Source organism: Anditalea andensis (assembly GCF_000714815.1).
GTDB classification, from domain to species: Bacteria; Bacteroidota; Bacteroidia; order Cytophagales; family Cyclobacteriaceae; genus Anditalea; species Anditalea andensis.
Genome location: NZ_JMIH01000022.1, coordinates 37,770 through 62,921, shown reverse-complemented (window position 1 = coordinate 62,921; position 25,152 = coordinate 37,770). Strand labels below are relative to the sequence as shown.

At 38.2% G+C, this 25,152-nt stretch carries 22 protein-coding genes; 6 read left to right on the top strand and 16 right to left on the bottom strand.

From position 1 onward, the window contains the following. Positions 1–9: 9 nt before the first annotated feature. The 13 genes from EL17_RS13185 to EL17_RS13125 all read right to left on the bottom strand — a co-directional run bounded on the left by EL17_RS13185 (position 10) and on the right by EL17_RS13125 (position 13,827). Entirely contained in the window at positions 10–3,039 is a 3,030-nt protein-coding gene (locus EL17_RS13185; RefSeq protein WP_035074837.1) for an AsmA-like C-terminal region-containing protein, read from the bottom strand. A 187-nt stretch (positions 3,040–3,226) separates the two neighbouring features. Continuing rightward, positions 3,227–3,841: an NADPH-dependent F420 reductase gene (locus EL17_RS13180; RefSeq protein WP_035074833.1), complete on the bottom strand. Its 615-nt coding sequence runs from the start codon at positions 3,839–3,841 to the stop codon at positions 3,227–3,229. 244 nt (positions 3,842–4,085) lie between these two features. Continuing rightward, positions 4,086–4,889 carry an inositol monophosphatase family protein gene (locus tag EL17_RS13175; protein WP_035074830.1) on the bottom strand — a complete coding sequence of 268 codons (804 nt, stop codon included), beginning with the start codon at positions 4,887–4,889 and terminating at the stop codon, positions 4,086–4,088. 10 nt (positions 4,890–4,899) lie between these two features. Then, complete coding sequence (gene rsmI, locus EL17_RS13170; RefSeq protein WP_035074828.1) at positions 4,900–5,583, bottom strand: 16S rRNA (cytidine(1402)-2'-O)-methyltransferase; 684 nt, start codon at positions 5,581–5,583, stop codon at positions 4,900–4,902. A gap of 1 nt (position 5,584) precedes the next feature. Beyond that, entirely contained in the window at positions 5,585–5,812 is a 228-nt protein-coding gene (locus EL17_RS13165) for a 4a-hydroxytetrahydrobiopterin dehydratase (RefSeq protein WP_035074825.1), read from the bottom strand. Between the two features lie 15 nt (positions 5,813–5,827). Continuing rightward, the gene (locus EL17_RS13160; protein WP_035074822.1) at positions 5,828–6,094 is read right to left on the bottom strand and encodes a DUF493 family protein; all 267 of its coding nucleotides are present in this window, start codon (positions 6,092–6,094) and stop codon (positions 5,828–5,830) included. A gap of 105 nt (positions 6,095–6,199) precedes the next feature. Further along, positions 6,200–8,308 carry a peptidylprolyl isomerase gene (locus tag EL17_RS13155; protein WP_035074819.1) on the bottom strand — a complete coding sequence of 703 codons (2,109 nt, stop codon included), beginning with the start codon at positions 8,306–8,308 and terminating at the stop codon, positions 6,200–6,202. Positions 8,309–8,391: 83 nt separating this feature from the next. After that, positions 8,392–9,666: a hemolysin family protein gene (locus tag EL17_RS13150; protein WP_035074816.1), complete on the bottom strand. Its 1,275-nt coding sequence runs from the start codon at positions 9,664–9,666 to the stop codon at positions 8,392–8,394. Beyond that, positions 9,666–9,893: a hypothetical protein gene (locus tag EL17_RS13145; RefSeq protein ID WP_035074815.1), complete on the bottom strand. Its 228-nt coding sequence runs from the start codon at positions 9,891–9,893 to the stop codon at positions 9,666–9,668. The genes EL17_RS13150 and EL17_RS13145 overlap by 1 nt, the downstream gene beginning before the upstream one ends. Beyond that, a complete protein-coding gene (gene lptC, locus EL17_RS13140; RefSeq protein WP_035074812.1) occupies positions 9,893–10,429 on the bottom strand; it encodes an LPS export ABC transporter periplasmic protein LptC in 537 nt (178 codons plus the stop codon). The genes EL17_RS13145 and lptC overlap by 1 nt, the downstream gene beginning before the upstream one ends. Before the next feature lie 96 nt (positions 10,430–10,525). Next, positions 10,526–11,824, bottom strand: coding sequence for a tetratricopeptide repeat protein (locus tag EL17_RS13135; RefSeq protein WP_316932665.1), 1,299 nt, complete (start codon positions 11,822–11,824; stop codon positions 10,526–10,528). Between the two features lie 10 nt (positions 11,825–11,834). Beyond that, complete coding sequence (locus EL17_RS13130; RefSeq protein ID WP_035074806.1) at positions 11,835–13,118, bottom strand: hypothetical protein; 1,284 nt, start codon at positions 13,116–13,118, stop codon at positions 11,835–11,837. Beyond that, on the bottom strand, positions 13,102–13,827 hold the full coding sequence (locus EL17_RS13125) for a type III pantothenate kinase (RefSeq protein WP_240485996.1): 726 nt from the start codon (positions 13,825–13,827) through the stop codon (positions 13,102–13,104). Before EL17_RS13125 ends, EL17_RS13130 begins: the two co-directional genes overlap by 17 nt. 128 nt (positions 13,828–13,955) lie before the next feature. Between EL17_RS13125 and EL17_RS13120 the strand changes: the two genes are divergently transcribed. The 3 genes from EL17_RS13120 to EL17_RS13110 all read left to right on the top strand — a co-directional run bounded on the left by EL17_RS13120 (position 13,956) and on the right by EL17_RS13110 (position 18,110). Continuing rightward, a complete protein-coding gene (locus EL17_RS13120) occupies positions 13,956–15,020 on the top strand; it encodes an anhydro-N-acetylmuramic acid kinase (protein ID WP_035074804.1) in 1,065 nt (354 codons plus the stop codon). A gap of 178 nt (positions 15,021–15,198) precedes the next feature. Beyond that, positions 15,199–16,425, top strand: coding sequence for a Glu/Leu/Phe/Val dehydrogenase dimerization domain-containing protein (locus EL17_RS13115; protein WP_035074803.1), 1,227 nt, complete (start codon positions 15,199–15,201; stop codon positions 16,423–16,425). Positions 16,426–16,589: 164 nt separating this feature from the next. Continuing rightward, entirely contained in the window at positions 16,590–18,110 is a 1,521-nt protein-coding gene (locus tag EL17_RS13110) for a sodium:proton antiporter (protein WP_035074800.1), read from the top strand. Positions 18,111–18,308: 198 nt separating this feature from the next. On the opposite strand, the gene EL17_RS13105 is transcribed toward EL17_RS13110, so the two are convergent. Beyond that, positions 18,309–18,872, bottom strand: coding sequence for a hypothetical protein (locus tag EL17_RS13105; protein WP_164675082.1), 564 nt, complete (start codon positions 18,870–18,872; stop codon positions 18,309–18,311). A gap of 1 nt (position 18,873) precedes the next feature. Continuing rightward, positions 18,874–20,397, bottom strand: coding sequence for a 2,3-bisphosphoglycerate-independent phosphoglycerate mutase (gene gpmI, locus EL17_RS13100; protein ID WP_035074795.1), 1,524 nt, complete (start codon positions 20,395–20,397; stop codon positions 18,874–18,876). A gap of 189 nt (positions 20,398–20,586) precedes the next feature. Between gpmI and EL17_RS13095 the strand changes: the two genes are divergently transcribed. Continuing rightward, the gene (locus EL17_RS13095) at positions 20,587–20,991 is read left to right on the top strand and encodes a DUF4783 domain-containing protein (RefSeq protein ID WP_035074792.1); all 405 of its coding nucleotides are present in this window, start codon (positions 20,587–20,589) and stop codon (positions 20,989–20,991) included. A gap of 189 nt (positions 20,992–21,180) precedes the next feature. Here EL17_RS13095 and EL17_RS13090 read toward each other — a convergent pair whose 3' ends face one another. Next, positions 21,181–21,672, bottom strand: a complete 492-nt coding sequence (locus EL17_RS13090) for a DUF6702 family protein (RefSeq protein ID WP_035074790.1) — start codon at positions 21,670–21,672, stop codon at positions 21,181–21,183. Positions 21,673–21,838: 166 nt separating this feature from the next. Between EL17_RS13090 and EL17_RS13085 the strand changes: the two genes are divergently transcribed. Both EL17_RS13085 and EL17_RS13080 read left to right on the top strand, forming a co-directional pair. After that, positions 21,839–22,420, top strand: coding sequence for a HupE/UreJ family protein (locus EL17_RS13085; protein ID WP_035074787.1), 582 nt, complete (start codon positions 21,839–21,841; stop codon positions 22,418–22,420). 249 nt (positions 22,421–22,669) lie between these two features. After that, positions 22,670–24,994 (top strand): M1 family metallopeptidase, encoded by a 2,325-nt coding sequence (locus EL17_RS13080; RefSeq protein ID WP_035074785.1) that lies wholly within the window; start codon positions 22,670–22,672, stop codon positions 24,992–24,994. Positions 24,995–25,152 lie beyond the last annotated feature (158 nt).

The following is a 25,152-nucleotide window of genomic DNA, read 5'->3' as shown; positions in this document are numbered from 1 at the left end:
TTATATATATTAATTGCCTCTGACCGTAGTGTCCGGCTTGGCAGGGGCTGGGACTACTCCTCCAAAACCTCTTCTCAAAATGTTTTTTGCTTCTGTTGCTGCTTTTCGCTTTGCTTCTTCCACTGCCCTGTCTGCTTCTCTTCGGACACTATCCTTAGCTACTTCAGCTTTCTGTCTCAATTCGGTGCGTATGCTGTCTTCCTTAGCCCTAAACTGTTCTATAGCATTCTCCTGAACCTGTTTAATTTGATCCTCTGCACGTCCTCTTTCAGCCCCTATTCTGCTTTTTAATGCACCTGCCAGCAAATTTTCTATACTTTTCTCTCCCCCGGCCAAAGAGACATTTGGATTTTGATATGTTCCCCCCACATTTAAGGCTACAGGGATCACTGTAGTACCTGCGGCTTCAGTACCTGAGATACCGGCTATTACCTGATTTAGCTGGGCACCAAACCTACCAGCGGGTACCTGCATATTTAGAAGGTAATTTATACTTCCATCAAAGCCTGTGCTTCCTTCTATAGTGGTGGCATAATCCCATAATCGGATATTAAAAGGGCTTACTTTTAGTCTTCCATCCTCTATCGTAGTACTCAGTGCTAAATCTTTGAGTGTAATGCTATTTGTCTCGCTTAAACGAGTAATAGAAGTAATTCCCTGTAATAGTCGACTATCCTGAAAAGCCGCCTGAACTACTCTTACCAGACCTTTACCGTCTAGACTTGATAACACCGGCATCATATTCGGACCCAGATTACCATTTAATGCAAATTTAGTAGAGAAATTACCTGTCAGATGCTGGGCTACAGGAGCAAAAACCTGTACAGTATTTAAAGATCTGAATGCTTCCTGAATGCTAACGGTGCTTACATCAAAAGTCATATCAAATTTGGGCAATGCAGGATCCTGGGCATCATAAGTTCCGGAAAAGGTCACTTGACCACCCATAGTCGAAGTAGCTACATCCCTAAAGGAAAGGATACCATCCCTTAAATTTAAATTACCCCTGGCATTAGAAAAAACCAAGTTATCGTATAGTACTTCATTGGCCGATACATTCATTGAAAAATCAATGTTTCTGGGCAATTCAATTATGGCAAGTTGGGTAGTATCTTCAGCAGCCGCAGGATCATTACTGAGCCATTCATTAATATCAAACCGGGTAGAGGCCACTGTAAGTGTTCCTTTTAAATTTTGATTATCCCCGAACATGTAAGCTATATAATTACTCAGATTACCGGTAGCAGTTATTGGGCTTTGTCCCACTCTAGCATCAAATTTGGTAAGGTTTATTACTTTTGATGTAAACTCTGCTGCTGCATTTCTTATCCTAATCCCCTGAGGAAGATCCAAATCGGTATAATAGAGGTCCATTATTTCTATATCCCCCACAGTTTCCAACCTTTCATAACGCTCTGCTTCCACATCGGTATAATTTCCTTTGGTATCTATATCTGCACGGATCCTCCCTTCCATGATGACATTTTCCATCGGAAATATGGTCATTAACTTTCCTAGGTCTACCACTCCATGCACAGCCCCATCCCAATTGAGACGATTCAAATCATTCACCTGAAGGTTTCCACGTATATTTTCCCCTTCCAAATCAAATCCGAAATTAGAAATATTAATTATCAGATCGTTCATATTGCCAGATGTATTGGCAACATTAGCCTGTAAATCCAGGTTTTCAATGGCTGTAGGATATTCTTCGTTTTGGATATAACCATCGATCAGGCTCATGCTTGCATCTATACGGGGGATGGTATTTGTGGCACTGTCATATCTCCCCTGAGCAGTAGCATTGATACTGAACGCTCCTCTCAGCACTGTGCCTTCCATCGGAAAAATAGAAGTGATCTCTTCCAGTTTTAAATTTCCCCTAAGCTGTGCGTCCATATCATAGGTGCGCAGGTTTTCTACCAAAAGTTTACCGGATATGGGATTTTCACCAAAATTCATATTGAATGCAGGTACTTCTATCCTGGTGTTGTTTATATCATCTGTAGTATTGGCCACGTGCATGACGATGTTTACATTACTAACAGGCCTAGGCAGGTCCGGATATTGAAAATAACCTTCATCCACTTTTAAACTCATGTCAAAGGAAGGAGTAGTAGTTTCATTATAGGTTCCCCGAACAAATCCTTCAAAAGTCATATTTCCTGATGTCGTCAACTGAGAGAATGATTCTGTATATATACCAGGCACAAGTGATAATATACTCCTAAAAGAATTATCCTTACCTCCAAAGGATAGATCCATGTTGACATCATCCCCTGAAAGCGCTAAAAATCCCCCCAAGTCAAAATCAAACTCATTTAAAGTAAAATTACCATCCATAAATGTAAACCGCATCTGGTCCAAATCTACATTCAAATGTGCATCGGCCAGAAATCTTTTGTTTTCAAGATAATTGACCCCATCAAAAGAAACCCTGACAATATCTGTACGTGCATCCGCTAAAAGATCATATACATCCAAAGTAAAGTCTCCCTTACCCTCTATATTAAAATTAGCCAGCGCCATAAAGAAGCCCATCTGCCGATCGTCATAGATTAAGTTTAAATCTTTTACTTCTATCAAATCAATACCAAGTTTAAATTCCGAAGGCTCTGCTACTTCTTCTTCTTCGGTCTCAACAGCTATATCATAATTAGCCCTTCCATCTTCCAGGACACTGATGTACATAGAACCTCCCAGCAGGTGGACCCCTGTGAGTTCAGGGTAATCACCAAATAGAACAGAACGTAAATTTACATCTACCTGTAGAGAATTGATATGCATTAAAGTATCATTTTCAAATGGAGGATTACCTGAGATACCAAATTCCCGTATCGTAGCGGACACATCAGGAAATCGACGGAAAAGGCTGATACTGACATTGTCATAATCATAATATACTTTTGCATTGACCGAACTGGCTATCTCTCTATCAATGCGTGCCAATATCTGATCTTTGAATAAATAAGGCACAGTGATAAGGGCTATTAATAAAAATGCAATTAACCCAGCTATTATTATGGCTACTTTTTTCATTTAAATTATATAATTCCAAAGTTTATTTCCTACTGAAAGCTATAGCAATTACAATACCTTAATACAAGGGCACAAGTAACAAACATAAATTTGATAGCCTATTAATGTAATCCAATTAAAAATCTTTATAAAAAAATATATACTGAATGCGAAAAAATGGTAGTATGGTGCAATATATTAAAGCTTCTCAAACTGACATCAGCTTGAAATGATAATCATTCTGACTATTCTTAATGAACGAAATCTCTTTTCTGAGATGATAAAAAGCTTCCAGAAGAAACGCATTTTGTAGCTTACCGGCATCTATAGCTTTAAAACCTATTAATTCTATCAACTTTTTAATCTTAATTTTATCCACATCACAATCTCCGCAAAAATAGGTTTCTTTTAATAATTCAAGGGGATCAGATTTAGGATAATCCAGACCGAGGTTATTAAAAGCCTTTACTATTTTGTTATGACCTGCTGTTTGCTGTATATAGCTAGTATTACAGCCTAATTCAGGATTATATTGGCCATTGGTGCAATCAATTATTATTTTGTCATGATTACCTGAACTTATCAAGCAGGCACAGATTTGTGGTAAATGTTCATTTTCACAACAAAGGAATATGATATCTGCTTTATCTATAGCATCACAGTATGGAAAGAGTTTATCTTGTTGCATGTCCAAAATTTTCCACTCTATCTGCTTGGGTAAAAAATCCTTACGTACTCCGAATATAACATCAATACCCCGAGAAAGGTATTTATTACCTAAGGTCACTGCCAGTTTTGTTCCTCCTATTATTCCTATTTTCATCTTAAACTGATTTTAAAGCTTTATATAAGCTTATTAATTATAACGCCCTATTCGTAATTATCTGATTTTCTAAATGGAAAATTAAGAAATCCGGATAATATGTAAGCAAAACATATTATCCCATATAGGCGTTTGTTTTAGAATATTAAATAATAATCACTAATAAACCAAATAATTTACGGAAAAACGATGATTAATATATTAAAACATCTTTTTCCACATTTATTATACAATTAAGTGCTTATCAATCATGCTCCTTATTGGAAAAATCTTTTAGCTCTAGCATAAGTTCACTGTGAATCTTGAAGTTAGAGGCTAAGATTTGTCTGCCAAATATGTATTTATCACCACCCCCAAAATCAGTTACATGCCCTCCAGCTTCCAAAACAATAAGGGCACCCGCTGCTACGTCATAAGCGTTCAGGTTATATTCGAAAAAAGCCTCTGCCCTTCCGCATGCTACATAGACTAAGTCTACTGCCGCACTCCCCAATCTCCTTATGCCATGACTCTTTTGCATAAGATTTTTCATTACTTCTAAATATTTTGATATTAGATCAAAATCATAATAAGGAAAACCAGTGGCAATTAAGCTGTCTGCCAATTTAGTGGCAGATGAAACCTTTATTGACTTCCCATTACAAAATGCGCCTCTTCCTGATATAGCATAAAAACATTCGTCTAGATTAATTTCATAAACTACTCCCAGAAGTAATTTATCTTTTTCGATCAATGCTATACTGACAGAATAAATAGGCAAGCCATGGATAAAATTAGTAGTACCATCCAAAGGATCAATAATCCAATTATACACATCATTTTGAACAGTTTCTGTGCCCTCCTCCGTAATGTACCCCGCTTCCGGAAGGAGTGCCTTTAATCCTTCAACAATCATTTTTTCTGCTTCCTTATCCACATACGACACTAGATCGTTGAAACCTTTATGTTCTATGCTTTCGATTTGGAAGCCTTGACGTTCATTTCTTATAAAAGCACCAGCTTTTTTAGCTATAGATATGGTGCTATCCATTAACTCATCTAAATCCATAGTAGGTCTATTATTTTCCTGCCAGTGTAATGACAATCTCTCCTTTGATCGGGTGTTCCGTATAATAAGTGATGACCTCCTGAAGTGTGCCCCGAATATTTTCTTCAAAAACCTTAGTCAATTCCCTGGACACACAAACGATCCGATCTTCACCAAAAGCCTCTTTAAACTGTTCCAACGTTTTCATAAGGCGATGGGGCGATTCATAGAATACCATTGTCCGGCTTTCTTCTTTTAAACCTTCTATCCTTGTTTTACGCCCTTTCTTATGGGGAAGAAACCCTTCGAAGGTAAAGCGGTCATTAGGCAAGGCAGAATTAACCAATGCAGGTACAAAAGCCGTAGGTCCAGGGAGGCAATTAACGATAAGGTCTGCTTCCCTGGCTGCCCTTACAAGTAAGAAGCCTGGATCAGATATAGCCGGTGTTCCGGCATCACTTACCAGTGCCATTTGCTCGCCTCTGAGCATCCTTTCTATAAGCCGTTCCACGGTTTTATGCTCATTAAAGATATGGTAGCTTTGAAAGGGCCGCTGTATTTCCAGATGCTTTAGTAACTTGCCAGTAGTTCGGGTATCCTCTGCTAATATCAGATCCACTGATTTAAGCACTTCAATGGCTCTAAGCGTAATATCCAGTAAATTACCTATAGGTGTAGGTACCACATAAAGGTCTGGCCTGGTAGCTTCAGTCATATTAAATATTATCTATGGCTTGGGCTAATTTTCTATCTTTTTCTGTAACGGTATTTCCTGCATCATGTGTCGTAAGCTCAATGAATACCTTGTTGTACACATTACTCCAATTGGGGTGGTGGTTATGCGCTTCTGCTATAAAGGCGATCCTGGTCATAAAACCAAAAGCCTCCTGAAAATCCTTGAATTCAAATGTTTTTTTTAACTTACCGTTATCTTCTGCCCACATAATACGAGTTTTATTTTATAATGCTATAACACCTTCAATTTCTGAAGCCTTTTCATATATTTCTATCACTGCACTGCTACTTGGCATCATCGCTTTGATAGTTGCACTGACATATTTGCCTTTTGTAGATGCTTTTACCACCATTTCATTGCTCGGCAATAGTGTGGCAATTTCATCCTGTCTGCCATTAGGCACAATGAATTTAAACATATAAATGGCAGGAAAGACGGTCTGCGCATCCAGTTTTTCTTTAAAGCTTATCTTATCAAACTTTTTTTCCATAAAGATCCAATTTAAGTTTTAACTATGATCAAGTCAAATTAAATCCCCAAAAACAAAAAAATCCCATCCTCCAGGGAGAATGGGATACCTATATATCACCTTTTATTAAAAGAACCGATACCTATAATCTTTTACTTGAGCCATATCTTCCATGGCCATCATTACCATATATGCAGTTCTTTGAGAAGCATTCATGACTACCTGGCTTTGGTATCTGGCATAATCGGCTATTTCTCCTGCTGGAGTCAAAGCATTTACCCTTGCTACCAGTACACCTATATCTTCCGAAATGGGTTCTGAAGTCTGTCCAGTCTCAAGTCCAAATATTCTTCCAATGGCCTTTGGTGCAAAACCCACCCCTGGTATAACAGTAGCGCTAAGCTTAAGATCGGGAGTGGAACCGAGAGATGACTCCTCTTCAAATAAAGCTTTCATTTCTGCCAGAGAAGATTTTCCTTTTAATCTGTCTGCTATGATCGCTGCTTTTTTCTCATTTTTAACCAGTGTGGTTACTTCTTGTCTTACCTGTTCCAGAGAGGCCGTACCCTCTTCAGTTTTATTGGTAAGCACTGCCACCACATAAGCATTATCGAGTTCAAAAACGTCAGACACCTTATTTACCGATGCATCATTAAAAGCCCATCTTACGACTTCCCTGGCATTTGGTATGTTGTTAAGGTTTCTAGCGCCCTGGTTTAATCCATTAGCCTGCACTACCCTATATCCTTCCTGTTCGGCATTGGCTCTAAATTCCTTATGATTAGATGAGCTTGAAGCAAAATAGTCAGCATTTCTATAAGCTTCGTTTCTGGTAGCATCACTGGCCATAAGCTCAAGTTCTATCGTAGCTATTCTGTATGACTGCGTTTGAGGCATTTCGGTTACCTTTATAATATGGAATCCATACTCTGTTTCCACTACCCTAGGAATCACTCCGGTACTTCTGGAAGCAAATACAGCTTGTGCAAAATCTTCTATAAAATCATCCTGGGCAAACCAGCCCAGGTCCCCTCCACGCTGAGCAGTACCATCCTGACCATACCTTTGGGCCAAGGGACCAAATTCCGGTGCTTCCTGAGCTTCCCTTAAAATGTTTTCAGCCTGTTCCCTTACTTGTGCCTTCTGTGTTTCATCCAAGCCTTCTACCCCTAAAAGGATATGGCTAGCTCTCATTCGGGGTGTTCCTTCAAATTTATCCGTTATCTTATAAACTACATAACTTGATCTTTCTGTGAGAAAGGGACCATATATAGTTCCTTCCTGAGGATCCTCTACATTTCTTGTCAATGAAGCGGGAAGGCTTTCTCCTGGCAGATAGGTTCTGAATGGATTAGCTGCCTCTGAATTTCTCATAGCAAAAACAGAATCAGAGTCAACAGCATTAAACTCATCCTTCAATCGGTTGATTTCTCTACTGACTATGGAAGAATCTTCGGCACTTGGAGTAAGTGGAAAGGATACATATTCAAGGTCTCTTGCATTAGAAACCTGAAATTTTTCTTTGTTTCTTTTGATATAATCCTTCAGTTCATTATCCGTAACCGTCACATCATTATCGGATATGGCATAGTATGGAATGAATAAATGCTCAACATCTGCAGTAGTATTGGCCATCTTATGTTCCATTCTTCCCTCTGCTCTTGTCGCATAATCAGCTGTGGTCAGCAGGTTATCATATTTTAATCTCAGACGAGCGTTTGCAAACAATCTTTCCTGCTGGGCCCAGAATGCCCTCTCCTGTGGGGTGGCATCTTCTAATGACTGAAGAAATGCGATCAACTGTTGCCTGTCAAATTCGCCTGTCTCTGGATTGGTCAATTGCTGACGCAGCTCTGCTATGATATTTCTACCTTGTACCATATCTACGAGTTCTGCATCAGATACCGCTAGACCCAATTCTTCATATTGGGCGGCAAACATTCTCTCTACTATCAAAGCTTGCCATGCTTGTTCCCTAATACTATACAATTCATTTTCACTAGGATTTCTTCCGGTATTTTGCTGAAAAGAAAATTTTGCTTCCTCGATTTTCTGCATGTACTCCTCATAGGAAACTTTTTCTCCCGCAATTTCACCTACGTTAGTCTGGGCGCCTCCTAAAAGGGTTGAATTTGGGCTCAATATATCACCTCCAACAAGGAAAAATATTAAACCGACCGCAATAACACCTATTGCAAGACCTGTTCTCTGTCTGATTTTCTTTATTAATGCCATTCTTCTAGTTTTTGAAGTGTCGCAAAATAATTACATCTAACTCTAATTTCAAAATTAAATGCGTTCTATAATTATTTGGCGTACTACGATGTGGGTATTATTTTAACTTTTATAGTATCTATTCGGTGCTCCTGTTTCGAAACAACGGTAAAATGAAATGGGCCAAAACTCGTAGATTCGCCTTTTTTCGGTATATTTTCTGTCAAAGACAAAATAAAACCGGATAAAGTTTCGAAATCACCGCTAGGCAAATTCCACGAATATTTTTCATTGAGATAATCAATTTCATGGCGTGCACTTAATAAATATTCGGTATCAGATAATTTTTGTTCTACTAAGTCATCATTGTCATACTCATCTTCGATCTCGCCAAATATCTCTTCTATGATGTCTTCCATACTGACTATACCACTGGTACCTCCAAATTCATCTACTACTAAGGCAAGGCTTTTTCTTTCAGCTATAAATTGAACCAATAAATCATTTGCCAGAGCTGACTCGGGCACGATGATAATTGGTGTAAGAATATCAGAAATGGTCTTAGGTTTCTTAAATAGCTCCAGAAGGTGGCAGTATCCTATGACATCATCTATACTCTCCCTATACACGATTACCTTTGAATGACCACTTTCAATAAACACTTGTTTTAAATCTTCTATGCTGTCTTCTATATCTACAGCTACTATGTCCGTACGGGGGACCACACATTCTCTTATTCGGATGGTTTTAAATTCCACCGCATTATCAAATATTTTTGTATCGAGATCGACCTTTTGGTCTTCCCCCACTACTTCAAGATTATTCTGTATAAAGCTGTTCAGATCGGTAATTTTGAAAACCGGCTTATCTTCATTGTAATCCAGCTTTAAAATTTTGGTGATAAAAAAACGCGATAAAGTCACCACTACCCATACCACGGGATACATCAGGTAATAAATCACTAAAAATGGAACTGCAAAAAACGATAATAAACTATTAGGGTTCAGAATGAAAATACTCTTCGGGATAAACTCTGCTGTAATAAGTACGATAACAGTGGAAATGACTGTCTGAAGCACCAAAATAGTAGCTTGGTTATCCAAAGTGGAAGGAAGCCATTCTTTCAAAGGCGGTTCAAGCAGATAAACCATATAAATCCCATATAAAACAAGGCATACGGTATTACCCATCAGGGTAGTTCCTATAAACTGACCGGGCTTGTCATTGAAATTTGACAGCACCCTACCCGTAAATGTGCCCTGCTTACTCTGAAGTTCTATCTGAAATTTATTGGAAGAAATAAATGCAATTTCTATCCCCGAAAAAAATGCGGAAAAAAGCAGTGTAACCAATACTATAATGAGATACTGATATTCCATTAACGTTTTCTTTTTCTGGTTTGCCCCAGATTGTCTCTTGTGGTGGATTCCTCTTTATTCTTCTTTTCATTAGCCACATCCCTTCTGTATTTAAACCAGAATAAGAAAGCCACTGCAAACATAAAAACAGGATAAGAAACTCCTGCACCCTGTGTAAATGAAAGTTGAATACCCACTATGATCAATGCAGCACCGACTGATAGCAAAATTACATCTTTTATATCCATCAATTGTCCTCCTCTCCCGGTATAGGTAATATACCGGTAGGTTTTTTTATTATGTAATCATTAAACCCTTCATCTGCTTCCAGACCCGTTCCATTTATGATCCTGCCTTTTTCCTGTACTGTAACAAATTTTTCAGTAAAAATCAATTTTTCTACAGGATTCCAATAAAGTTCTTCGGAATTAAGTTTTTGGTCTTTAGCAATGTTATTCACCCTTACATCCCCTTCCCCCCTATATAAGTCAGCTTTTCTGTCATAAAACCCCTTATCTGCTTGAATAGTAGTGGATATTTGACCATCTATTTCGTAAAAATGGATTTCTATCCCTTCTGGAAACTCGAAATCACCTTCTTGAAATTCCAACTGGAGATCCCCCATCAGCTTAGTCCTAACGATGGCAGAATCACTATGCAGCATTTCCATGTGCCTACTTATCCTGATAGGGCCCTCATAGTTTTCCAGCTGACTTGGATCTACATCTTCTCTACAGGAAACCAATAATAAGATAGTAATGAAAACGAAACATAAATATTTCATATGCAAATCTACGTATTTAATTTATAGTGTAGATATACAACACAAAAAAGAGAGCGGCTATTCACCGCTCTCCAAATTTTTATATGTTAATTTTTATTAATCTCTAGTGGCAAGGGTGACAGACTCACCTATCCAACAGCCCGTATTTACTGATTCACCTACTTGAAAGCCTTCAGTAAACAGTTCTTCTTTAGAAGGGAATCTAGCTCTGGCGTTAGCCATTCCACTATTATCACCTGCTCTTCTAAAAGCTTCATGAGCGGCTATGAATATAGACTGATCTTTTACCCTGCTCTGACCACCTCTACAGTCTGAAGAGGAAGCCATATATAAGTTTGCTATAAGTCCCCAAGCATCACTTGATTTATCTCTGTTAAGTTCAGCAGCTTTAAGTGCTGCAGCTCTAGCCTGAGACTTTCTGTTCATAGCAGAATTAGCCCGGGCTATGTCATAATGAACATCACCCCTTTGCTCGTCAGTATTGGCCAAAGTAAGTGCTTTTTCAAACAATTCAATAGCCCTACCATATTCTTTGTTCTGATAAAACCTCATCCCTCTAACCTGAGAAGTGGAGAAAGTGGGATCGTCATTATCAATCATTTCCAATGCTGCTGTAAAAGCTTCTGTATTGGTACATTTATACCTTACAGAATACTGAAATACTTGTTGTGCCAACTGCATATTGGAAGGATCAGCCTGAAGTCTTGGACCTAATTTATTTTCAATAAAGTCACAATCAATTAGTTCCATGGCCACCACTAATTGCTCTACTGTACTTCGCTGATTAGCTACATTTTCGCCTCTTTCTTCAGCATTGTCCAGTATCTCATTTACCATAGTAAGCCTATCCAAAACTTCATCGGCAGAATAACCTTTATAGGCGTAGTTTCTATAGACCAGGTCAAAATATGCCGGTGCTAGGCTATAGGTAAGCGTACCGTGTATTTCATACGCCCTTTCAAATTCTGCAGCCGCATCAGCTACTCTATTCCTATCTCCTTTGTAGAAATTATAGGCGTAATAAGCTTTATTTTCTATCCATTTATCCTCATTATTATATAGTTCCGCTCTTTTATTATAAAGAGTTATCACTGAATCCTGATATACTCTTTTTTGGGCATCATCTTCTACCTCTTTGGCAGCACCGTCATATACTTTAACACCATTGATATACAAGGCCTCATTGAGATCGGGAGCATTGGTCAATAGCCAGTTGAGAGGTCTAGTGGCCGCTACAAAATCACCAGAATTCAGGTAATCGTTATAGGCAGCATTATACTCTCTAGCTCTAGCTTCTGCTTGTGGATCTGTGGGCCAATTCCACTCCTGAGCTTGTACCATCCCTGCTATAGCAAAGGAAAACAGCCCTACTAAGGCAATTTTAATTTTCATCATATTTCAAAGTTTATTCAAATACTTTTTTATAGAACCAACTATTATCATTAATCGAAAACCCTAAGGATACTCTTATATAATTCTCTCTGACCAAATTATTATCTGCTGAACCTCGCGTCCCCAGTTTAAATGCAAGGTTCATTAAAGACAGGTTGTTCATTGGAATCGAAGCACCAAAACTGATGCCAAGATCATTTATGGCTGTATTTTGAACCAAATATGGCATTTGTTCATATTCAAAACCCAACCTATACATAGAACGGGCAAATACATTTTCCATAGAAAACAAATCAGGAATATATTGACCTCCCAAACCTACCTTGAAACTATTGTTTAGCTCTCCGGTCGCGCCATTAAAGGAACGATAAGTGGAGAAATTCTGATGTTGGGCTTCCAAACCTATCATGAATTTATTAAGCCTTTCATAAGTTATGCCATAACCTAACCTATTAGGTAAGTAAATGGTTCCCGGTAAATCATTACTTAATATATCTCCAGGAGCATCTGGATTGCTGGCCTGGCCTTGATTAGACATCTTAGAAAACTCCTTCGCATTCAATTCCCCAAAAACCTGATATATGGTACCAAAGTGCAGAAATTTCCTGTTCCCCACTTTAGCCATATAATGGGCTCCACCTTTGATAGAAAGATCATTTACAGTTAGTCTTTCGTAGTATTCAGATTCTTCTCCTATATTTGCTCCCTGCTCATTTTTTAAAGTAAGGACATTTCTCCTGATAGTGGAGCCGAAAATATAAGAAGCTTGAATACCCAAATTTAAGTTTTTTGCCACCTGAAAACCAGTCGAAAGATAAGCTTCACTTATCCCTCCGTCCCCATTTATAACGCTAGTGGCTGTATTGGTGGAATTAGGTATACTGTTTGTGAAAGTAAGGTTATAATTTACCGAACTAACCTGATTTAAACCAAGGCCCAAGGACATTTTTGATGGCTTAATCGGAAATGACATCGCCACATAGCCTAAACCTCCCCCATCAATATCTGCAGAATTTTCTGCTGAAGATGCATTAATCCTTTCATAATTAATCGCTGCCTGAAAATTAAAGGCATAATTCTGAACAGATAGAGCTGGATTGACATGGTTTACGCCAAAAGAATTGCCATAACTGATACCAAGTCCACCCATACCTTGATTCTGAGTAAATCCTGAATTATTAAATTCTCCCATACCTATAGAACTATAGGTAGATGAACTGGATTGTGCCAGTAATGGCTGATGTATAATGAAAGCGCCGAAAACGCTCAATATTAGCAGTCTAGTTTTTGTCGACATTATATGTTAAAATTCTATTTAATCCATGAAGGACCAAATTGGGGATTACAAATATGTGGTCTTTTGTTAATTTTTCAAAGAAATTTGCATCTCCTCCACAAAGAAATACGGTTAAATTTTCGTGTTTTTCTGAATAACTATTGATAAATTCAGCTATTTCTCCCTTTACTCCATAATATATACCTGCTTGAATAGCCCTTATGGTAGAATTTCCTATATCTGATACCGATTCTCCGCCTACTAAATCTACCTTTGGAAGATTTCGGGTCTGCAAAGCCATAGCAGATGCCCTCATCTCCAGACCGGGAGAAATGGCACCTCCTAAATATTCAAGATCAGCAGAAAGCAAATCATAGGTAATGCAGGTCCCCAGATCTATTGACAGTATAGGCCCTTTTCCCACAAGGGACAGGCCACCGACCACACCGGCTAGCCTATCAGATCCAAGTGTATCAGGAGTACTATATAGATTTAGAATAGGCAAAGGTGTGTTTTTATCAAAATACATAAAAGGGAAATCCAGAATATCTCTGAATTCATTTTGCTTTTCTTTCACAGAGCTTACCAATACATGCGCTATCCCCTTTTCGAGATAAACCTTTTCTACTTCATGTATATCCTTCCAATAGTATTCACTAATTAACTTTCCATTTTCAAATACTCCACCTTTGATGCGTGTATTTCCTATGTCGATGATCAGATTTCTCAAATGTATTCCTGATAGTTTTGGCGGGTGTGCTATATTTTGTTCTAAATTTAGTGATTTATAAAATTGTTCAATATTTCTCAGGATTAATTTTACCTTTATCTGCCTTGATTTAACAAACATTAACCCACATGCATACTACTACTTACCCGATCATAGGATTGATGTCTGGCACTTCAGGTGATGGACTGGACATAGCCTTTTGCTTGTTTCACTATGATGGTACATGGACATTTGAAATGCCTCATAGTGCAACCCTAACCTTTCCTGATACTTTAGCATATCAGCTATCGAATAGTCACATGCTATCAGGAGAAGCTTTACGGCTCTTGGACGTAGCCTTTGGAAAATGGATCGGAGAAAAAGTCAGAGTATTCTGCCATGATCATGACTTATCGCCTATCGCCATAGCTTCACATGGGCATACAGTTTTTCATACACCGGATGTAGGAAACACCTTTCAGATAGGAAACGGGTGGAGTATGCATATAGCATCTGGTATTAAGGTGATCAATGACTTTAGGATGCTAGACGTACAGCTTGGTGGACAAGGGGCTCCTTTAGTGCCCATAGGTGACAGCTTATTGTTTCCCCAATATGATTACTGCCTAAACCTAGGGGGGATTGCCAACATATCCTTCCATAACGGACCAAACCTAGTGGCATATGATGTATGCCCCTTTAACCTGCTCCTCAATCATTTTGCCGCAAAGACAGGCGTAACCTATGATGAAAATGGCAAGATGGCAAAAAGTGGGAAGCCAATCCCAGAATTAGAAAATAAATTAAACGAATTAGCCTTTTATAAAAAGTCAGGAAGTAAATCACTGGGAAGAGAAGATATAGATAAAGATTTTATCCCGCTGCTAGAAAAGCAAAATGAAAACATAGAAGATATATTATCTACATTAATAGCTCACTATACCTATCAGATCAGCCAAGTCATTATACCTCGACATGATCATAGATTACTAATCACTGGTGGGGGTGCTTATCATAGCTATTTCATAGATCAATTAAAATTGGCTTTGGAGGGTAAAGTTCAAGTCGTACTTCCTGACCGCACATTAATTGATTTTAAAGAGGCACTCATATTTGGATTTTTGGGGGTCCTGAGATTAAGAGGAGAAATAAACTGCCTGAGCACTGTAACCGGCGCAAGCCGAGACAGTATAGGTGGCGTGATATATGGCTAAACAGTAGAATACATCAATTGACATTAAATGTAAATTCACATAGACGATAAATGCATACTGCCTTAACTATAATCATACTATCGTACTGTAAACAAGAAACTCTAAAAGTTAATCTTGGTGTTTGAATCAGAAACTTCAACAATTTTTATATTTTTGTCCATAGCATAAACCCGAATATATGAAAGAGTTATTAGCCAAGTTTGAAAATAAGCAACCGGAAATAGTTTTTGAATGGAGTGACAGTGAGACTGAAGCTGAGGGGTGGGTAGTCATCAATTCTCTGAGAGGAGGAGCAGCTGGAGGTGGTACACGTATGAGGAAGGGTTTGGATAAGCGTGAAGTAGAATCGCTGGCTAAAACCATGGAAATAAAATTTACAGTATCTGGGCCCAACATTGGAGGAGCAAAATCAGGTATAAACTTTGATCCGGCTGATCCAAGAAAAAACGATGTTCTCAAAAGATGGTATAAAGCAGTCATGCCTCTTCTGAAAAATTATTATGGCACCGGAGGTGATTTAAATATAGATGAAATCCATGAGGTCATACCGATAACGGAATCATATGGACTGTGGCATCCCCAGGAAGGTGTTGTGAATGGACATTTCAATGCCACCGAACCCCAAAAGATCAGAAAAATAGGTCAGTTAAGACAAGGGGTTTCCAAAGTATTGGAAGATCCGCATTATACGCCAAACGGTATAAAAAAATATACCGTGGCGGATATGATCACAGGGTTTGGAGTAGCGGAAGCTGTTAGACATTATTATAAAATATGGGGGGGACAGCTAAAAGGAAAGCGGGCAGTCATACAGGGATGGGGCAATGTAGGTGCTGCAGCAGCCTGTTTTCTGGCAGTAGAAGGTGTTAAGATAGTAGGAATCATAGACAGAGAAGGCGGTTTGGTCAAGCAAGAAGGTTTTTCGCTGGACGAAATACGCACCCTTTTCCTTAATCGGGAAGGAAATAGGTTGGTAGCTGAACATCTAATCCCATATATAGAAATCAATGAGCTCATATGGGATTTGAAGAGCGAGATTTTTATACCGGCAGCAGCATCCAGATTGATATCAAAACACCAGGTAGAAAGAATGACAAATGCTGGACTGGAGGTCATCTCTTGTGGGGCAAATGTCCCATTTTCAGACCCGGAGATATTTTTCGGCCCTACAGGGTTGTTTGCAGACGAAAAAATAGCGGTAATCCCAGATTTCATAGCCAACTGTGGCATGGCAAGGGTCTTTGCCTATCTCATGTCAGAAAAAGTAGAATTAACTGACGATGCTATTTTTAAGGATGTGAGCAGGACCATAGCAAAGGCTTTGAAAAAAACACATGCCATCAATCCGACCAGGACCAAAATAGCACAATCATCATTTGAAATTGCCCTTAATCAACTTGTATAAAAAAGAAGGATTTGGGCACAGCATTCCTCTCCTTTTATAGATAAGGCGAATATGTCTAGAAATTTGCCTCTCATAAAAAATAAGACCCAAAATGATTTGTAATACATTAAAAGATGATTCTAATCTTTAAATTTGAAAATATTTTATATATCACTCGAACCTGAATGAAGAAATTATTTGGTGTCTTATCCCTGCTTATATTTCTAGCGGTAATAGCACCCTGCTCAAATCTGGCTGCCCAGCAAAATCCTTCCACATCACAAACCAATCCTGAATATGAGGAAAACGTCCAAGATCTGGACACGGATGAGGTGCCTGAATCCATATTAGAACCAGAACATTTAGATGAACACGGTCATGCACCTGTATGGCTTGTAGTTCCATTTGTTTTGTTACTGTTGATGATTGCTACCGGACCACTGTTTTATGAACATTTCTGGCACCATAACTATCCAAAAGTCGCTGTAGGACTTGCTGCCATAGTAGTGCTTTATTACTTATTTATACTGCATAATGTACACCAACCTGTACATGCATTAGCTGAATATGTCCAATTTATAGCACTTTTAGCTTCCCTATATATCGCATCCGGTGGTATATTAATAGAAATAGATAAAAAATCTACCCCCTTAGCTAATGTCGCACTTCTGATAATAGGAGCACTTATCTCTAATTTAATAGGCACGACTGGCGCATCCATGCTTCTCATAAGACCGTTTATAAGGTTAAACAAATCAAAAATCCAGCCTTACCATATCATATTCTTTATATTTATGGTGAGCAATGTAGGCGGTTCACTTACGCCAATCGGAGATCCTCCCTTATTTCTAGGATTTTTGAAAGGGGTGCCATTCTTTTGGACATTGACACATAATTGGCCCGCATGGGTGTTTGTGCTCGGCTTCCTATCTTTAATTTTCTATTTTATCGATCGAAAGTATGGAAATTTGGGGGCAGAATATCCTGTAGAACCAGAAATTTATACCAATAAGTTTTCACTAATCGGTTCTAAAAACTTTTTATGGTTGTTAGTGATCATTTTATCTGTTTTTTTAGACCCAAATGTATTGGAATGGGTGCCTGCTATAGAATATGACGGGCAGCAATTTTCATTCTTGAGAGAACTGATTATGCTTAGCGTAGCCTATTTCTCCTACAGATTTGCAGATCAAAAAGCCATACGAGGGAATGAATTCAATTTTGAACCCATTAGGGAAGTGGCCTTTATATTTATAGGGATTTTTGGAACGATGATGCCTGCACTCGAGCTCGTAGGAGCGTTTGCTAAATCACCAGAAGGGGCAGCACTCATCACCCATAATACGCTCTTTTGGGGGACAGGACTACTTTCAGGTTTCTTGGATAATGCCCCTACCTATCTTAATTTCTTAGCTGCAGCCATGGCTTCTCAGGGTGCAGATATCAATAGCGTAGCTATGGTTCAAGATTTTGCTTTAGATCGATATGAGAATTCATCTTTCGAACTGATGGCCATATCTATAGCAGCTGTATTTTTTGGGGCCATGACTTATATAGGAAACGGACCTAACTTTATGGTAAAATCTATAGCAGAACAGAATGGTATAAAAATGCCTTCATTCTTTGGATACATCCTAAGGTTCTCGCTTCCCATTCTACTACCTATACTGATCATCACATGGCTGATATTTTTCGCATTTGTTTAGGTGGATGGATCTATAAAAAATCTTTAACCATCCACATACCATATTGATCAGTAGGGTTTTATGATGAATTAAAATGTGGATAAATGGAGTAGCCACCACTTATCCACATTTTAATTTTAGCATTCCTGCTTACCCCACAGAAGCTGAATATGTGTATAACTTATATACTATTAAGCTTATTTCAAATCTAAAAGTAAATTAATCATGTACACGGCTATTTACTATTAAATTATTGGGTTCTAAAAACCATACTTTCTGAATGCTCTCCAAACTGTAGAAATCTATCAATCCGTCTCCACTTACCGTCAATCTACCGATAGCCTTTGACTGATAAAACGTATTTTTTCGGGAAGAAATAATGTTAATTTCCTTGACCTGATCTCCTTCATATAGAATTTCCATTTGTTGAAGTGTACCCTGTTCGCCTGATTTAAGCGTGTGTGCTATCCTGTTACCCTGCTCTTCAGTATGATAAGACTGGGCTAATGAAGCTTTATTGATATCAGACTGTATCAGCCAATCAAACTCTTCTCTCCAATCCTGCACATTCAACACCTGTTCAAGATGCTGCTTTTCTCCATTGATATTAATTTCCTTTCCTATTTTTCTTCCATCCAAAAGACCTATTTGCCTATCTATAAATTGAGACAACGGAAAGTAGTTATCTATCTGAACCGGATTCTTTAGCAGTTCATCTTCTCCTGATTCGCATGAAACCAATACAGCTGTGGCAATAAAGAGCATTAATATTCTTAAAATCATCTTATTTGATTAATACATCACCGGTCATTTCTGGTGGTATAGCTACGCCCATCATGGTGAGTATGGTAGGGGCTAAATCCCCCAACTTCCCATCATTCACCTCTAGCCTATCTGTTTTATCCACCATGATACAAGGAACCAGATTAGTGGTATGGGCTGTATTGGGCGAGCCATCTTCATTGATCATACAGTCACTGTTACCATGATCCGCTATTACGATGATGCTATAATCATTGGCCAGCGCTTTCTTGATCACAGATTTAGCACATTTATCCACAGCTTCACATGCCTTCACGGCCGCTTCAAATACACCTGTATGTCCAACCATATCAGCATTCGCAAAGTTCAGACAGACAAAATCAGCATCTTGTTTATCGAGTTCCGCATTAATTTTGGTAGTGATTTCAAAAGCACTCATCTCGGGTTTCAGATCATAAGTAGCGACCTTTGGGGAACTGCACATAATTCTGCTTTCTCCCTGAAAAGCCATTTCTCTGCCTCCTGAAAAGAAAAAGGTAACATGGGGATACTTTTCTGTTTCGGCGATTCTTATTTGTGTTTTTCCTGCATTTGAAAGTACTTCCCCCAATGTATTCTGAAGATTATCTTTTTCGAAAAGAACTTTTACATTGTTAAAAGTCTCATCATACGTAGTAAAGGTGATATAATCCAGTTCCAATTTTTCCATTTGGTATTCTGGAAAATCCCGCTGTGTAAGTACCTGTGTTATCTCCCTTCCCCTGTCTGTCCTAAAATTAAAACAGATCACAACATCATCCTTTTCTATGTTTCCTACAGGAACCCCTTTTTCATCTACCTGGATGATGGGACGGATAAATTCATCAGTCACACCATTGTCATAGGATTTTTTTAAAGCTTCAAGTATATTCCTAGATTTTTCCCCTTCTCCATTTACCATGGCATCATAAGCCAGTTTTACTCTTTCCCACCTATTATCCCTATCCATGGCATAGTACCTGCCTACTACAGAGGCTATCTTCCCCGTAGATTCATTTAGATAAGCCTGAAGTTCCTGTAAATAGGTTATTCCACCTTTAGGATCAGTATCTCTTCCATCCGTAAAAGCATGAATGTATGCTTCAGAGACGCCGTTGGCCTTGGCGGCATCACATAAACCCTTTACATGATTAATATGGGAATGAACGCCCCCATCAGATACAAGGCCTATAAAATGTACTTTTGATCCTCTTGCTTTGGCTTTTTCAAAAGATCTCTGAAGCACGGGATTGCTCCTCAGATCTCCTTCCTGTACTGCCTTATTTATTTTAACAAGGTCTTGATAGACGACCCTACCCGCACCGATATTCATATGCCCTACTTCTGAATTGCCCATCTGTCCTTCAGGAAGGCCTACAGCCAGACCAGAAGCATCTAACTTTGAATGAGGGTAGTTCTCAAATAGACTATCGATAAATGGGGTTTTAGCTTTAGCAATAGCCGATACTTCCGGATTGGTGGCTAATCCCCAACCATCTAAAATCATTAATATTACTTTCTTATTCATCTGGTAAATATAGTAAAAATTGACATCATCAACCTGAACATAAAAAACTGGATTATTTATAGAAAAACCAACTTTTTTGTCTGATATGTTTTCATTTTTGGAATAACTTTACTTCTTTGCACCCTTAAAATAATCCTATAAAACTCGGTTAAGTTAAATTTGGAACAGAATTTGAGAAACTGTTAAAAAATGAAAAAAATGATTGCCCCTTTATATACTTTTATACTCACTATTATTATGGTCACAGCCTATCCGGCTATTGCCCAAAATAAAATAATTGACGAAATAATACCTATTTTTAAAACAGGATCGAGTAAGGACTTGGTCAAATATTTCAATACTACTGTAGAACTAAACATGAATGGGTTACAGGGCGATTTTTCAAAAAACCAAGCTGAGGTGGTTGTAAGGGATTTTTTTAAAAAAAATCCTCCTACGGATTTTCAAATAGTACACCAGGGGGAATCTGGATCTAATATTAAATATTACATAGCCTACTACGTTAGTAATGAGCACAATTTTAGGGTGCTCATAAAAACTAAAGGTCCAAAAGATAAACCTATAATTTATGGCCTGGAGTTCAAAAAAGATTAGACCTACTGGCTTTCTCTTTGATCAATATTTATATTTTAAATATTAAAATATAACTTTTCTGGAATAAAAATATTTATTTTCGACCCATTATATGAAATAATAGAATCCAAGAAATGGTATTATATGATGCTGTACATTTTACCCAAATCCTGGATATTCATGCATATTTTTAACTTTAAGTATTAGCGACTAATTGAATTTTACTTTTCCAAAATTCTTTTTTCGATCCAACATCAGTGTTTTTGGATTTTTTCCGACATATAAATTGACTACATGCTGCTGATTTTCAAATTGTTTGAGAAAAACAGTGTTTTTCATTCCTACCTCGTAGGGAAATTTAACCTTTTCGGACTGAAAATAGAACCAAGCCGCATCTTCCTCCACTTCATATCCCAAATATTTTAGCTTAACCTCTTTTCCATTTACATACAATAGATTGTGTAGCAAAAGGTATTTCTCCACCATAGCATCCAATTCTTGCTGATCGGCGGGATTGAGAAAATTTAACTTTTTTCCAGATTCTCCGGAAAGCACTGATTCAAAGTCGTCCCAGAAAATTTTCTGGGATATTTCAAATGAACCCGACTGCTCATTATATTTTGCTTCGGTTAGACTGATATAAAAGGGGTGAAAAATAGCCATCCATCCCAGAATAATGGTGAAAATGTAATGATGATGCATTTAGATAAGCTTTTCTACTTTTTGTGCAAAATATACATTAATATTACAAACATTATGGTAGGAGGGTGAAAATGTTTTAACCTTAATAAGAGGAATAATCCATATGACCCAAATCATAAAACGATTATAAGCGCTTACATTTATAAACTTTACCTAAAATTATTTCATGAGTCAGTTTGAGGCATATTTTAAAATTGGAATTGCCCATATTTTAGATTTAAACGGTTTTGACCATATCCTTTTTGTGATAGTTCTTTGTGCCTTATATACTGGAAGGGACTGGCGCAAAATTATCATATTAGTGACGGCTTTTACTATAGGTCACTCTATTACTTTAGCTCTGGCCACCTTCAATGTATTCAGTGTAAATGCAGATCTCATTGAATTTCTGATTCCAGTTACCATTGCTATCACTGCTTTAGGAAACATCATCAGGCCAAAACCTACAGGAAGTAAGGCCATCCAGATCAATTACCTTTTTGCCCTTGTCTTTGGACTCATTCATGGCTTGGGTTTTTCTAATTACCTAAGAGCTTTATTGGGCAGAGAAGCATCTCTTTTCCAACCATTATTAGCATTTAACATTGGGTTAGAAGTAGGCCAATTGGTTATAGTGGCAATATTTATATTAGTGAGTTCAGTAGTGATAGGGATTTTAAATAACAAAAAAGAATGGACTTTGGTGATTTCTTCGGTAGTGTTAGGAATGTCTATCATGATGATCTTAGACAATAGGTATTGGATATAGATTATTATTTGAGTTTTATGAATATTGCAGAAGCTAAAAAAGAGCATGACTGAATTCATATAGAATATCGGCCAGATTATTTAAGGACAACTATGCAATATTTCTTGTGAAAATAAATGAATAATGATAAACAGATGAAATCGACCATGGGGATAACCTCATACACTGGCATGATTATAAACATGCGAGATTCCACCCCGACTTCCGGTAAGGGACAAGCTCTGACGGTTAAAAAACAATTATAAACAGATGAAAAATATTTTTACTTTAGTCCTTTTTTGCTGCTCAATATTCGCCGCTTCCGCCCAGCAAAATGGGCAAAATCATGCAGAACGGTTTGAACAGCTCGGCCCAATGCTCCGCTCTCCAAATGTATACCGGACTGCTTCAGGTGCCCCGGGACATCTTTATTGGCAGCAAAAAGCCAATCACGAAATAGAAGTGGAGCTTGATGATGAGCATCAATCTATTACCGGATCCCAAAAAGTAACCTATATAAACCATTCCCCGGATCAGCTTACCTACTTATGGATCCAGCTGGACCAGAATGAAAGGGCACAAGATTCTGACACCCATAAAGTGGCAGAGAGCAGTATCGGGCCACGTATGTCCATGAGACAGCTAGAAAGCATATTATGGCACGACCTTGACCTGGGATATAAAATACATAGCGTAACAGATATGGGAGGTAATGATATACCAGTTACCATTAACAAAACCATGATGCGTGTAAACCTTCCCAGCCCCTTACCGCCGGGTGAAGAATTTGAGTTTAGGGTGGACTGGAGTTTCAATATTCATGACAGAATGAGTTTTATCGGGGGTCGACCTGGTTACGAATATTTTGAAAAAGATGGGAACTACCTATATACCATGGCCGAATGGTTTCCAAGAATGGCAGTTTATTCCGATTTTGAAGGCTGGCAGAACAAGCAGTTCTATGGTAGAGGAGAATTTGCACTTACATTTGGAGACTATAAAGTAAAAATTACAGTGCCTGCTGACCATATGGTAGGCTCTACTGGTGTATTACAAAATCCCGAAGAAGTTCTAAGCCCCACAGAACTTGATAGATGGAATCAGGCTCAATCCTCATTCGATAGACCTGTTATCATCCGGACCCAAGCCGAAGCAGAAAGACTTGAAAAAGGAAGGGCTACCAATAAAAAAACCTGGATCTTCCACGCAGAGAATGTCCGGGATTTTGCCTGGACCAGTTCCAGAAAATTTGTTTGGGATGCCATGGCAGTAGAACTTGGAGGAAAAAAGGTAATGGCCATGTCGTATTACGGTAAAGAAGGAAACCCGCTTTGGGAACAATATTCTACCAGAGTAGTGGCCCATACCCTTAAATCATATTCTGAAAAAACATTTGATTATCCTTATCCTGTAGCTATATCTGTAGAAGCATCAAATGGAATGGAATATCCCATGATCTGCTTTAACTATGGCAGACCGGATGCTGACGGCACCTATTCTGAAGCGGTTAAATATGGGATGATATCTGTAATCATCCATGAAGTGGGCCATAACTTTTTTCCTATGATCGTCAACTCAGATGAAAGGCAGTGGTCTTGGATGGATGAAGGTCTCAATACCTTTATGCAATTTATGGCCGAACAGGAATGGGACAGAAACTACCCCAGCAGAAGAGGGCCTGCCCATAAAATAGTACCTTATATGCGGTCAGAAAAACATTTACTTGAACCTATTATGACCAATTCCGAAAATATCATACAATTTGGTCCTAATGCATATGCCAAACCAGCCACAGCATTGAATATCTTACGGGAGACTATCATGGGTCGTGAACTTTTTGATTATGCATTTAAAGAATATGCACAAAGATGGATGTTTAAGCATCCTACTCCAGAAGATTTCTTCCGAACTATGGAGGATGCTTCTGCAGTGGATCTGGATTGGTATTGGAGAGGATGGTTTTTCGGCACAGAACCGGTGGATATCTCCTTAGAAAATGTAAAATGGTATAAATTAGACAATGGTGATCCAAAAGAAATCAAAGCCAGGGAAAAAATAGCATATGACCAAGAAGAAGATTATGTTACCAGATCTCACAACCGTAATGATATCACCCAAACAGTATTAGAAGCTGATCCGGAAACAAGGGATTTTTATAACAGTTATGATAGGTTCCGCGTCACGCCTGAAGAAGAAAAGGCCTATAAAGAATTTATGGCTGGTTTAAGTCAGAAAGAAAGAGATCTATTGTCATCCGGTATGAATTTTTATGAAATTACCTTTAGAAATATTGGCGGGCTGGTCATGCCGCTCATCATTCAGTTCAATTACGAAGACGGTACTTCAGATATAGAACATATTCCTGCCGAAATTTGGAGATTAAATGAAACAGAAGTGACGAAGGTGTTTCCAAAGAAAAAAAACATATCGAGTATAGTTCTGGATCCATATAGAGAAACAGCGGATATAGATGAAGATAATAATTACTGGCCAAGACAGGCACTTCCTTCCCGTTTTGAACTTTTCAAACAAAGTGGAGCAGCCAGAGGTGCCTCTACAGGTGATAACCCTATGAAAAGAGCAAGAAAAAAATAATCACTATTAGCATAAACCACTACATATAGGAGACCATCAAGGTCTCCTTTTTTATTATTTTTAAATTAATCGATTAACTGTAATTTTTTTATATGTATTCATAAAAAATTTATTGATAGATTTAAAACAATAATCCAATTAGAAACTTTAATCTTATA